Annotated in this window: 9 protein-coding genes; 6 read left to right on the forward strand and 3 right to left on the reverse strand. The window is 44.9% G+C overall.

The annotated features are described in order from the left end of the window. Window positions 1-19 precede the first annotated feature (19 nt). From SIO70_RS13125 to SIO70_RS13135, 3 genes are all read left to right on the forward strand, one after another. Window positions 20-2,569, forward strand: a complete 2,550-nt coding sequence (locus SIO70_RS13125) for a TonB-dependent receptor (RefSeq protein WP_320581307.1) — start codon at window positions 20-22, stop codon at window positions 2,567-2,569. 27 nt (window positions 2,570-2,596) lie between these two features. Further along, window positions 2,597-4,627, forward strand: coding sequence for a DUF5689 domain-containing protein (locus SIO70_RS13130; RefSeq protein WP_320581308.1), 2,031 nt, complete (start codon window positions 2,597-2,599; stop codon window positions 4,625-4,627). A gap of 119 nt (window positions 4,628-4,746) precedes the next feature. Beyond that, a complete protein-coding gene (locus SIO70_RS13135) occupies window positions 4,747-6,060 on the forward strand; it encodes a serine hydrolase domain-containing protein (RefSeq protein ID WP_320581309.1) in 1,314 nt (437 codons plus the stop codon). An 87-nt stretch (window positions 6,061-6,147) separates the two neighbouring features. Here SIO70_RS13135 and SIO70_RS13140 read toward each other — a convergent pair whose 3' ends face one another. From SIO70_RS13140 to SIO70_RS13150, 3 genes are all read right to left on the reverse strand, one after another. Continuing rightward, window positions 6,148-6,807, reverse strand: coding sequence for a GDSL-type esterase/lipase family protein (locus SIO70_RS13140; RefSeq protein WP_320581310.1), 660 nt, complete (start codon window positions 6,805-6,807; stop codon window positions 6,148-6,150). Between the two features lie 32 nt (window positions 6,808-6,839). Further along, window positions 6,840-7,478 (reverse strand): PAQR family membrane homeostasis protein TrhA, encoded by a 639-nt coding sequence (gene trhA, locus SIO70_RS13145; protein WP_320581311.1) that lies wholly within the window; start codon window positions 7,476-7,478, stop codon window positions 6,840-6,842. Window positions 7,479-7,553: 75 nt separating this feature from the next. Next, window positions 7,554-8,045 carry an Lrp/AsnC family transcriptional regulator gene (locus tag SIO70_RS13150; RefSeq protein WP_320581312.1) on the reverse strand — a complete coding sequence of 164 codons (492 nt, stop codon included), beginning with the start codon at window positions 8,043-8,045 and terminating at the stop codon, window positions 7,554-7,556. A gap of 147 nt (window positions 8,046-8,192) precedes the next feature. On the opposite strand from SIO70_RS13150, the gene SIO70_RS13155 reads away from it, so the two are divergent. The 3 genes from SIO70_RS13155 (at window position 8,193) to SIO70_RS13165 (ending at window position 12,713) form a co-directional block, all read left to right on the forward strand. After that, complete coding sequence (locus tag SIO70_RS13155; RefSeq protein WP_320581313.1) at window positions 8,193-9,650, forward strand: CoA-acylating methylmalonate-semialdehyde dehydrogenase; 1,458 nt, start codon at window positions 8,193-8,195, stop codon at window positions 9,648-9,650. Window positions 9,651-9,680: 30 nt separating this feature from the next. Further along, window positions 9,681-11,033 (forward strand): aminotransferase class III-fold pyridoxal phosphate-dependent enzyme, encoded by a 1,353-nt coding sequence (locus SIO70_RS13160; RefSeq protein WP_320581314.1) that lies wholly within the window; start codon window positions 9,681-9,683, stop codon window positions 11,031-11,033. A 219-nt stretch (window positions 11,034-11,252) separates the two neighbouring features. Further along, window positions 11,253-12,713 carry an NCS1 family nucleobase:cation symporter-1 gene (locus SIO70_RS13165; RefSeq protein WP_320581315.1) on the forward strand — a complete coding sequence of 487 codons (1,461 nt, stop codon included), beginning with the start codon at window positions 11,253-11,255 and terminating at the stop codon, window positions 12,711-12,713. Window positions 12,714-12,795 lie beyond the last annotated feature (82 nt).

Consider the following 12,795-nt stretch of genomic DNA (forward strand, 5'->3'; position numbering starts at 1 on the left):
ACACCATTCGTAAATCCTTATGTCTATTTACAACAGAATAGTTGCGGTGGGATGCCTTTGTATGTTCATTTCCAGTGCAAGGTCACAGGTTCGTGATTCAGCCTATGTACGGGATTCTCTGATCAGAGAGGATGTAAAGGCCAACATTCCCATCATTTCTATTGATGAAACAGACTCTGACAATGGCAATGCCGCCGGTCAGAACATCTCCTCCATTCTATATGCAGGAAGGGATCCGTATTTTTCAAACGTGGCAAATTTCAATGCTGCAAGGTTCAAAGTAAGAGGTTATAATGCCGATTATTTTGAAACATATATCAATGGCATTCCTGTAAAAAACATTACTAATGGCTTCACACCATGGAGTTTATGGGGTGGTCTGAACGATGTAATGCGAAACAGGCAAAGTGCCAATGGTCTGCGCCCGGTTGATTTCGGTTTAGGCGATATCGGAGGTGTGAACAACATTGACACACGTGCTTTCCGTCAGCGTCAGCAACTGAGTGTCAGCTATGCAGCAACCCGTGGTAACTACAATCACCGTCTTATGGCCAGCTGGAGTTCAGGTATGAGCAAGAAAGGGTGGGCTTTTTCTCTCGCAGCTTCCGGTCGTTATTCCAAAGATGGTTATGTAGAGGGTACATTTTACGAAGGTGCATCTTATTTCTTCGCAGCAGACAAAAAGATCAATGCAAAGCACATGCTGTCTTTCGTGACCTTCGGTTCGCCAACTGCTGATGGTGGTCAGTCCGCCGCTACGAAAGAGATGTACGACCTCGCAGGTTCACATTATTACAACTCTTCATGGGGATGGCAGGATGGCAAAAAGCGTAGTGCAAATTATACCACTACCTATCAGCCATATGCCATCCTGAGTCATGAATGGAAGATCGACGACAAGAGCCGTCTGAATACTGCCGTTGCTTTCTCTTATGGTGAGCGTGCACGTACAGGACTTGACTGGTACAATGCACCAGATCCAAGACCTGACTACTACCGCAACCTGCCAAGCTACCAGGAAAGCACCGCTGCTGCTGAGTACATTGCCAATAAATATCGTACGGATGAATCTTATCGCCAGATCAACTGGACAAAGATGTACAACATCAACCGTATCAATGAAGAGACTGTTGAAAATGCAAACGGTATCACCGGCAACAGTGTAACGGGCAACCGTTCCCTGTACATCCTGCAGGACAGAGTTGTACAGACCAGGAAATTTAACTTCAATACTATTTACAATAAGAACCTGAACAAACATGCCGACCTCACCGCTGGTATCTACTTCAACCACCAGCGTGACCGCAACTACCAGCGTGTACACGATCTGCTGGGGGGCGACTTCTATGTGAATGTGAATAAGTTCGCACAACAGACCAATACCAGCACGGAAGATGTTGAACAGTTTGACCTGGATAATCCTAACCGCATCCTGAAAAGAAAGGATAAATATGGTTACGACTATTCTATGAACGTAAACGATGCGAAAGTGTTCTTACAGGGTATGTTCCACTACGACCATGTAGACTTCTTTGTATCCGGCGCATATGACCATACATCTATGTTCCGCGAAGGATATATCAGGAATGGTTTGTATCCAACTAACTCAAAAGGTAAATCTGAAACCTTCAACTTCAATAACTACGCTTTCAAAGCAGGTGCTACCTACAAGATCGATGGCCGTAACTATGTATTCCTGAATGCATCAGCGTCCACCCGCTCTCCTTATGTAGAGAACATCTTCATCTCTCCACGTAACCACAATGGTACACAGAGCGATGTGAAAGCAGAGAAGGTATATAGCGCAGAAGCTGGTTACGTCATGAATGCGGAGAAAGTAAAAGTTCGCCTGAATGCCTACTACTCCCTGTTCCAGGATGGTATGGACATCATGAGCTATTACGATGATAGCTATGCCAGCTTTGTAAACTATGCATTGTCTAATATAGACAAGGTAAACTATGGTATGGAGTTCGGTATCGAAGTACCTGTCTACGAAGGGCTGAAGGCGACTGCAGCTGCGAACATCGGTCGTTATTTCTACGACTCCCGTCAGCATGCGGTAGTAACATCTGATAACAGCTCTGATGTGATCACATCAGAAACAGTATACACCAAGAACTATCATGTAGGTCAGACACCTCAGGAAGCCTACACCGTAGGGCTGAACTACCAGGGTAAGAAAAACTGGTTTGTAAATGTGAATGCGAACTACTTCAACCAGATGTGGCTGGAGATTAACCCGGTAAGACGTACGGAGAGAGCGACAGAAGATGTTCAGCACAACTCTTCACAGTGGCATTCCATCCTGGATCAGGAGCAACTGCCATCGCAGGTAACCATGGATCTTTTTGGTGGAAAGACCTGGTATACACATGTAGGTGGGCGTTCTGCATCAATTGTATTTACACTGGGTGTGAACAATCTGCTGAACAACAGGAACCTGATCAGCGGTGGTTATGAGCAGTTGCGTTTTAACTATACAGATAAAGACGCGAGCACTTTTCCTCCGAAATTCTATTATGCATACGGCACGAATTTCTTTGCCAGCCTTGCATTCAGACTTTAATTATTAAAAATATAATCAGCTATAACAATGAGAAATTTATTGCATTCTTACCGTACCTTATTGGGGATGCTGCTTTTATTATCCCTTACTTTTGGAGCTTGTAAGCGCCAGTACGATGAACCTCCTTATGCAACTGACCCAGACATTCAGGCGACTACTACCATTGCAGAATTGCAGGCAATGTATACCGGTACGCCGGTAGAAATTACCGACAGCCTGATTATAGTAGGTGTGGTGACAGGTAACGACCAGGAAGATAACCTGTATAAAAAGATCACCCTGCAGGATGCAACCGCAGGTATCGAAATCGAAATCGATCAATCTTCTTTGTATGCTTCCTATCCTGTAGGCCGTAAACTCTTTATCAACCTGAAAGGTCTGACACTGGGTACTTACAATGGTTTGCTGGAACTGGGGCTGGGTGTAAACAGCAGCAACCAGCCACAGCGTATTTCCAGCTCTGTGATCGATGATTTCATCACCGTGGGTAGCACTGGCAACGTGGTGGAGCCGGTAGAAGTGACCATCAGCGAACTGTCTTCCACTTACCAGAGCATGCTCGTAAGCATCAAGGATGTGGAGTTTGCAGACAGCTACCTGAGTTCAACATATGCTGACAGCGTAAATTCAACAACTGCAAACGTAACCCTGCAGGATTGCTCTGCCAATACGCTCTCTGTTCGTACCAGCGGTTATGCCAGCTTTGCAAATAAAACGGTGGCACAGGGTAAAGGTACCATCACAGGTATCTACTCTTTCTATAACTCTGACAAACAGTTCTACATCCGTACACTGGATGACGTAGCTGATATGACAGGTGTTCGTTGCGATGGTACAACTGCCAGCGACAGTGTAGAACAGATCAGCATCGATAGTCTGCGTAACCTGTATAGCAGTGCAGACATCACAGTACCAAGAGGTCGTTATATCACTGGTTATGTGATTTCCAATAGTGCAAAGGGTAACGTGAATACACAGAACCTGTACCTCCAGGAAGGTAACGATATGTCAGGTATCCTTGTACGTTTCACAGCAGCACATAGCTTTACACAGGGACAGAAACTGAAGATTGCAATAGGCGGTCAGACATTGACCAGCTATTATGGTCAGCTGGAACTGAACAACATTCCTTTGGATAGTGCTACAGCAACCGGCGATACCATGAGCATCACGCCAAAGGTATTGACCATTACAGAACTCGAGGCGCAGGCAGCGGCGCTCTCCGGTACTTTGGTGACCATTAAAACAGTTACCCTGAGCAATACAGCAGGCAGTACTTATTCAGGTACAGTAGTCGTGACAGATGCAACAGGTACAGTGAATTCCTTTGTTCGTACAGGTGCTTCTTTCGCATCATCCACCTTCCCTACAGCAGCATCTTCTTACACAGGTGTATTGAACATCAATAGCTCCAGTTATGAAGTAAATATCCGTGATACTACAGACGTGATCAGATCTACTTCATCCTCCTCAGGTGGTAGTGATTCAGGTAGCGGTGGCAGCGACGGTGGTAGTGATTCAGGTAGCGGCAGTGGTGGTACCAGCACAGTAGTATATACTGAAAACTTCAGCAAAGGTGGTAAAACAGGGTATGCAGATGCAGCAACCACACAGGACGTAGGCTCATGGCAGTTTAGCCAGTCATTGATAGCGGTAACCGGTACTTCTACAGTGAAGGACGTATTCACCAGCGGTAATACAAATACAGCCCGTCTGAGAGGTACTAACAGTAGCACAGACGATGGTTATATCATGATGAACTTTGACCTGACCGGTGTGCAGACAATAGCCATCGATCACGCAGGTGCAAGCTATGATACCGGTGATGGTGTGACCTATGGTTTCACGCTGTTCGCTTCTTATGATGCAGGTGCAACCTGGACCCAGGTAGGTAGTGCAATCAGCAGCACAGTGTCAGTAATGAATACAGAGACCTTTACAATTGGTGCAGCAGCGGGTACTGCGGTGAGATTCAAAATTCTGAATACTTCCAGCAATGGTTCCAGCGCACGTGTACGTATGAATATTGGTAGAGTGGTATTTACAACTTTAGAATAAAACAGCGGTTCTTTTTAGAAAGGAATTTTCTAAAGTTCTTAGAACGAAATCTTCCAAATGAAAAAGCTTTTGCCGAAGGCAAAAGCTTTTTCATTTATTTGAAATCGTATCTTCAATCTATGAAAAAGATACTTTTATTCCTCCTGTTACCCTTTGCCGCCCAGGCGCAAACCAACTATCCATTAAAGCTGGACGCTTATATGCGTGCCCAGGCCACCATCTCCCATTTCAGTGGCAGCGTACTCGTAGCGCAGAAAGGTAAAGTCATTTACAGCAGTGCTTTTGGCGAAGCTGATAAGGAATGGCATGTGAAAAACACGGTAGCCGGTAAATACCGTATCGGCTCCATCACCAAGCAATTCACGGCGGCCTGTATCCTGCATTTGGAGGAACAGGGTAAACTGAGCCTGGATGACAAACTAAGCAAATACATTCCTGATTATCCACAGGGCAACCAGGTCACAATACACATGCTGCTGAACCAGACAACGGGTATTACAGATTATACCTCTCTGCCAGAAACCGATTTGCATGCTGATGTATTGGATGTAGCCCCTGCTGACTTTATTAAAAGTTTCCAGTCACAACCCTACTTATTCACACCCGGTTCTCAATGGGCATATAGCAATTCCAACTATTTCCTGTTGGGATATATAGTGGAAAAGGTAACGGGTGAGCCATTTGCGAATTACCTTAAAAAGATCACTGACAAAGCGGGTTTGAAAAATACCGGCATGGATCGTCCTGATACCCTCTTGCCTTACCGTACACATGGTTATTGGGAAGACTATAATATACCTTTTTATACCATGTCAGGTCCTTATGCTGCTGGTGGCATGTATTCAACCGTAGGGGATTTGCTGGCCTGGGATCAGGCATTGCTTGGCAATAAGGTATTGTCCGAAGCTACTACCAGGAAAATGACCACCGCTTATATGGGCCATTATGGTTATGGTCTGATGATCGACAGTTTGGATACCCATCCCAGGATCTGGCACAGTGGGGGCATTCCCGGATACCGGTCAGTGATCAGCTGGTATAAAGATGGCGATTTCAATGTGATCGTATTATCCAACAATGAATCCAATGCACAATATGTAGCCGGTGGATTGGCAGGTATCATGCTGAATATGCCAGTTGTGAATCCTTATGTTCACAAGGCGGCGGCTATCAATAATGCGGTGATAGATAATTATGTGGGGACTTATTTTGTTGGAAATAAAATAGAGCTGATCAGGAAAGAAGGTAAATTATACCGTAAGGTAAATGGGGTGGATGATATAGAGCTGATACCTGAATCAGAGAAGAAATTTTATTACAGTGATGGTACGGACAGGCAGATAGAGTTTGTGACAGATGCAGCAGGAAAGGTGGTGAAAGCGAATGTGATTATGGGTGGGTTGAAATTACCATTAGAAAAGATAGGAGAGTAGCGTTTTTTAAGATAAAGGTCTCTTTATAAAAATACGCTCAAAAGAAATCCCCGCTGACTATGCGGGGATTTCTTTTGAGCGTATTATTTATTTCTTTACCAGCGTAGGTTGAACTAACTTCTTCCATATCTCATACCCATCTTTATTCAAATGCAGCATATCACTCTGGAAAATCTCAGGCCTTGAATTCCCTTCCTTTGTCAACATCGGCGTATACACATCTACCCATGTAATCTTATGCTGCGTTTTCAGGTATTCCTGAATCAGTGCATTTGCTTCTTTCACAGTTTCCCGGTATTTATCACGGGATGGACTTGGCTTAATTGATATATAAGTGATCGGCGTTTCCGGCAGTTTTGCCCTGATGGCAGTGATCAGCTTTTTCGTACGATCGAGTACTGTATCAGCAACCGCACCATCCGGAATATCATTTTCTCCTACATACAACACGATCTCGCGTGGATGATATGCAAATACCAGATCGTTGAGGTAAAAGGTGATATCATTCACCACAGCACCCCCAATACCTCTGTTCATCACATCGTAGGCGGCAAAGGTTCGTTCAGCATCTTCCCATTTACGGATAGAAGAGCTTCCTACAAAAACGATCGGGTTAGCAGGCGGGGCGTACATTTGGTCATAGTGTTTAATCGTCTGTACATCATCCCAGAAACGTGGTTTATCCTGTGCTTTACTCACCTGTATAACGGTCATGCCTACCAGCAGCAGAAGCATGGCTTTCTTCATAACATTCGGTTTAAAATGCCAAGGTAATAATTCTATACGGATAACAGTACAGCTACGTAGTGGCAAATAGCAGCTGCGAGCACAAAGAAATGCCATACGGCGTGGGTATAAGTCTTTTTCTCGCAAAGGTAAAAGTACACACCGATAGAATACAAAACACCGCCAATAGCGATCATGGTGATCACAGGCACAGGCAGGGAAGTAAAAAATGTTTTACCTCCTACAATCATAATCCATCCCATAATGAGATAGATGATAGTGCTCAGGATATTGAACCGCCCTGTAAAGAAGGATTTAAAAACGACACCAACGGCGGTCAGTCCCCACAAAATACAGAGCAGCGTAATCCCGAATGCATTGTTCATAAACACCAGTAAAAATGGTGTGTATGTACCGGCAATGAGGAAATAGATACTGATATGATCCAATACCACAAAGAGCTTTTTTACCTGTTGATCCTGGGCCAGGTGGTATACGGTAGAGCAGGTGAAAAGCAGGATAAAACAAAAGCTGTAAATACCGGCGCCTACTATACCCGGGGTATTTCCATGAGTAGCAGCAATACCGGTCAGCACCGGGAGGGCGCTGAGCCCAAAGAGGATGCCGACGGCGTGGATAATGCCGTGCACGATCTCCTGTTTACGGTTGTAGAATGTGTCTAAAACAATCATTGGTTAATCTTTTCGTCTGCATGCAAAATTAACGAGAATAGCCGGGGGAGATTGTTAAAATAGCGTAAAAAAAGATTACTGCTTCAGCAGCATCAGATCGGGTTGGGCATACTTGTAGACTTTAAAATAGATCGTCGTATTGGTCTGGTACACCCCCTCAATCTCTGATAATTGGTTGACGAACTGTACTAAATGATCATTATCTCTACACATAACATTGACTTCCAGGTCATATGAGCCTGATGTCATAGCCAGGAAACTCACCTCCGGTAGTTGTGCAATCTGCCTGGCTACGTGTTCTTTGAAGGTGGCCGGCCGGATGTACACTGCGATATGTGCATAAGATCTGAATCCTACCTTATCCGGGTCCACTCTGCCTATAATATTGATGGTCCCTTCTTCAATCAATCTGTTAAACCGGGTCCTGATGGTACCAATGGATACATTCAGTTTCTCCGCAATCACGGTAAACGACACCCTTCCATCCTGTTGGAGGAATGATAAAATCGAAAAATCAAGATCATCCAGTTGAGTTGGTAACTTCTCGGGTATTTTATGCTTCGCCATAGTAAGGGTTATAATGCAAGAAAATGCAGAAATTTCAGAAAGTATGCATTAAATGTACATTTTTTTTAGTAAATTGATCTTATCGTATTAAAAATGTCAGTGGCTGACCACCCACTCACAACTTTTTACCCAAACACCCCAAGGCAAATGAAATACGACCAATTGCAGAATTTTGTAAACGGAAGTTTTACCAGGATCGCTTCCGACCGTACAATTCCCGTCATCTCTCCAATTGACGGTACATTATTGACAGAGCTGCCCTGCTCCACAGCCGCGGATCTGGACATCGCTGTACAGGCAGCCAAAAAGGCATTTCCGGGCTGGAGCCGCACACCTATTAAAGAACGGGTGCAGGTCTTTTTCAGGTACAAATTCCTGTTGGAGAAGAATCTGGAAACACTCGCTAGTGTGATCAGCGCTGAAAATGGGAAGACGTATGGAGAAGCTGTACAGGAAGTAGAAAAATGTATAGAGTTGACAGAGTTCGCCACCTCACTACCACAGCTTATAGCAGGCGAGGTACTCGAGGTATCCAGTGGAGTGGAATGCCGTACATCCCATGTTCCTATTGGGGTAGTGGCATCTATCGTACCATTTAATTTCCCGGCCATGGTACCGAATTGGACGATTCCCAATGCACTGGCTTTGGGCAATTGCATGATCATTAAACCATCGGAAAAGGTGCCATTGAGTGTGGGCCTGATCGCTTCATTATTAAAAGAAGCCGGGTTGCCGGATGGGGTTTTTAACATCGTGAATGGCGATAGTGAAATCGTGAATGCCATTTGTGATCATCCTGACATTCAAGCTGTTTCTTTTGTAGGGTCTACCAAAGTGGCGAAGATCGTGTACCAGCGTGCTACACAAAGTCTGAAGCGCTGCCTGGCACTGGGTGGTGCAAAGAATCACCTGCTGGTACTACCGGATGCCAAACCGGATATGACCGCACAAAACATTGCTGCATCTATGAGTGGCTGCGCCGGACAACGATGTATGGCGGCATCTGCCATGGTGGGCGTAGGAAATGTGGATCACATCATCGCCATTCTTTGTGAGGAAGCGAAGAAAATCATTCCCGGAAAAAATTTAGGGGCGGTGATTAATAAAGATGCAAAAAACAGAATAGAGCAGTATATTACAGAAGCAGAAAAGAATGGCGCCCGCATATTAGTAGATGGCAGAGGCGCAGCTGTACCGGGTAAGGAAAACGGTACTTATGTAGGACCCACCATCATTGATTATGTAACCCCTGACATGTCCGTAGCGAAGGAGGAAATATTTGGACCTGTGATCAGTATACTTCGCACTTCCACCGTAGATGAAGCACTTGATATAGAAAATGCAAGCCCTTATGGCAATGCCGCGTCTGTGTTTACGCAAAATGGTAGCATGGCCCGCTATGTAGCGGAGAGGGCAAGTGCTGGAATGATCGGTGTGAATGTAGGCGTGCCCGTACCCCGTGAGCCATTCTCATTTGGAGGTTGGAATGAAAGTAAATTCGGCGTGGGCGATATCACTGGAAAAAGTTCAATTGAATTCTGGACCAGGCTAAAGAAAAGTACGACCAAATGGAACCCGGAAGAAGGGATTAACTGGATGAGCTAGGAGTATTTCAAGTCTGATAAAAATTATTGTATGTCAGCTATTGTTGACCTGTCAACCGCACAGGGGATTATCCAGGATAATCTCGACTATACACTATTTTCATGGAGCAGGCAGAAAGGCCTGCAACCTATTGCTGTAAAGCATGCAGCGGGAGTGTACCTGTATGATTATGATGATAAGCGATATCTGGATTTTTCGTCCGGATTGATAAATGTAAATATTGGTCATGGTAACCAGCGGGTCACTGAAGCGGTGATACGGCAGATGCAGGCGGTGAGCTATGTAACACCCGGTTGTGTGACGGAGGCGAGGGGGGAATTAGGGAAGAAGTTAGCCGCTATTTCTCCGGGTAATCTCACTAAAACGCTCTTTACAGTATGTGGTGCAAGTGCCATTGAAAATGCAGTGAAACTAGCCAGACTCTATACGGGCAGACATAAGATCATAACCCGCTACCGTGCGTTTCATGGCGCTTCTTATGTGGCGATGAGTGCCGGGGGCGATCCCCGTAAACTGGCAGCAGATGCCCAGCAGGCCCCAAACTTTGTGCATGTGGAAGATCCTTATTGTTATCGTTGCCCATGGGGAAAGGAGATGAATTCCTGTTCAAGGGAATGTGTGAGCCATGTGGAAAGGGTGATTGAATTTGAAGGACCCGAAAATGTTGCGGCTATATTGATGGAGGGGGAAAGTGGAAGTTCCGGTTGTATAAAATATCCGCCTGATTATTTGCAAAAGATAAGAGCACTTTGTGATAAGCATGGTATCCTGCTTATAGCTGATGAGGTGATGAGTGGATTTGGGAGAACAGGTAAATGGTTTGCCTGCGATGTACACGGAGTAGTGCCTGATATGATCGCGACAGCCAAAGGGATTACAGCCGGGTATCTGCCATTGGGTGCATTGATAGTGAGTGATCAGATAGCGGCGCATTTTGATGAAAGGACTTTGTGGCTGGGATTGACTTATTCTGCACACCCGGTATGCTGTGCAGCAGGTGTGGAGGTACTGAAGATATATGAAGATGAACACCTGTTGGAAAATGCAGCTTATATGGGGAAATATGTGACAGAACAGGTAGAACTGATGAAAGCACAACATCCTTGTATCGGAGATTTCAGAACGACTGGGTTATTAGGTTGTATAGAGCTGGTGAAGAATAGGGATACAAAAGAGCCGATGGCACCATTTAATGCAAAGCCGGAGGAGATGGTGGTGATGAATAAGGTGGCAGCACGGATAAAACAACTGGGGATGTATGCATTTGTACGGTGGAATTATGTGTTTATAGCACCACCATTGAGTATTACAAAAGAGCAGATGGATAAGGGATTGGCGATAATTGATGATGCACTGGGAATAGCAGATGAGTATGTGAGCTGAACGCAATAGGTCGGCTAAGACAATTTAGCAATAGGTCGGTTAAGACAATTTAGCAATAGGTCGGTTAAGACAATTTAATAACCTGAGGGCAAAAGACTGATCAGTGGATTTATATTTTCTAAGAAAAGTCTCATATTTTCTAAGAAAAGTCTCTTTACCCTTGCTACTACTTATTACACCACTAACCAATACGTAATCTGAGAACTAACTACTATTCATATGCCTACCAATTTGTACAGTGAAGACCTGGCACCCGTACCTGCAGGCAGCAGGACCTGGAACACCTGGAATTACGCAGCTCTCTGGATCAGTATGAGCCTGTGCATTCCCACCTACATGCTGGCCAGTTCGCTGATAGAAGGTGGCATGAACTGGTGGCAGGCGATCCTCACTATTTTCGCAGGCAATACAGTCGTCTTGATACCAATGATCTTAAATGGTCATGCCGGCACCAAATACGGCATTCCTTTCCCTGTATTTGCCCGCGCCAGCTTCGGCACCAAAGGCGCAAATGTCCCTGCATTACTACGTGCCATTGTAGCCTGTGGCTGGTTTGGCATACAAACATGGATTGGCGGCTTTGCTATCTATCAGATGCTAAGACTGTGGATACCGGCATTGGAACAATTGCCTGCTTTATTCCCTGCTTCATGGGGACTGGCCACAGGTCCGGCAATTTGTTTTATCCTTTTCTGGATATTGAATATGTATGTTGTGTATTTAGGCATTGACAGCATCAAAAAACTATTAGTATTCAAAGCGATCTTCCTACCTGTTGCAGCACTGGCTTTATTATACTGGGCCATCCACGCAGTAAACGGTGGATTAGGACCTATTCTCACCCAGCCTTCCCGTTTTCAAAATGCAGGTGCCTTCTGGGCATTCTTTATACCTGCACTCACGGGTATGGTAGGGTTCTGGGCCACCCTCTCATTGAATATCCCTGATTTCACACGCTATGCAACTAGTCAGCAGGCACAGGTAAAAGGACAGGCATTAGGATTACCAACATCTATGACGTTGTTTTCATTTATAGGGGTAGTGGTTACATCAGCTACGACTATAGTATATGGTACCACAATCTGGGACCCGGTAGTGCTGGCTGGTAAGTTTGATAATAAAATACTGGTAAGCATCGCCATGATAGGGGTCGCTATCTCCACATTGGCTACGAATATTGCTGCAAATATAGTAAGTCCGGCCAATGACTTTGCACACCTGAACCCAGCGAAGATCAGTTTCCGTACAGGAGGTTTTATTACCGGTATCATTGGTATTCTCATCTTCCCATGGAAACTGGTAGCTGATCCGGGAGGGTATATATTTACCTGGCTGGTGGGTTATTCAAGTTTGTTAGGCCCTGTAGGAGGTATAATGATTGCTGATTACTACCTGCTGCGCAAACAACACCTGGAACTGGATGAATTGTACCAGCATGATGGCCGGTATAGTTATGCTAATGGGTACAACAGGTATGCGCTACTTGCATTATTATTGGGTATTGCACCGAATATTCCTGGTTTCCTGGCCACCATACATGTCATTGCTGCAGATGCATTTCCTGCATGGGTAACAGGCATATATAGCTATGCATGGTTTGTGGGCTTTTTTGTTTCAGGCATTGGTTACACACTAATGATGCGTTCAATAAAATCTATCGAGTATGTCACTGCTGATTAACAAGGAAGAGATATTATGCCTTCAGATGCATTACCTGCATGGGTAACTGGCATATATAGCTATGTATGGTTTGTGGGCTTTT

It is taken from the genome of Chitinophaga sancti, assembly GCF_034087045.1.
Classification (GTDB): Bacteria; Bacteroidota; Bacteroidia; order Chitinophagales; family Chitinophagaceae; genus Chitinophaga; species Chitinophaga sancti_B.

What these genes read in the sequence shown, in the direction of transcription:
- trhA (WP_320581311.1), bottom strand. Translation starts at nt 7,478, where the DNA reads ATGATTGTTTTAGACACATTCTACAACCGTAAACAGGAGATCGTGCAC.
- SIO70_RS13140 (WP_320581310.1), bottom strand. Translation starts at nt 6,807, where the DNA reads ATGAAGAAAGCCATGCTTCTGCTGCTGGTAGGCATGACCGTTATACAG.
- SIO70_RS13165 (WP_320581315.1), top strand. Translation starts at nt 11,253, where the DNA reads ATGCCTACCAATTTGTACAGTGAAGACCTGGCACCCGTACCTGCAGGC.
- SIO70_RS13155 (WP_320581313.1), top strand. Translation starts at nt 8,193, where the DNA reads ATGAAATACGACCAATTGCAGAATTTTGTAAACGGAAGTTTTACCAGG.
- SIO70_RS13130 (WP_320581308.1), top strand. Translation starts at nt 2,597, where the DNA reads ATGAGAAATTTATTGCATTCTTACCGTACCTTATTGGGGATGCTGCTT.
- SIO70_RS13150 (WP_320581312.1), bottom strand. Translation starts at nt 8,045, where the DNA reads ATGGCGAAGCATAAAATACCCGAGAAGTTACCAACTCAACTGGATGAT.
- SIO70_RS13135 (WP_320581309.1), top strand. Translation starts at nt 4,747, where the DNA reads ATGAAAAAGATACTTTTATTCCTCCTGTTACCCTTTGCCGCCCAGGCG.
- SIO70_RS13125 (WP_320581307.1), top strand. Translation starts at nt 20, where the DNA reads ATGTCTATTTACAACAGAATAGTTGCGGTGGGATGCCTTTGTATGTTC.
- SIO70_RS13160 (WP_320581314.1), top strand. Translation starts at nt 9,681, where the DNA reads ATGTCAGCTATTGTTGACCTGTCAACCGCACAGGGGATTATCCAGGAT.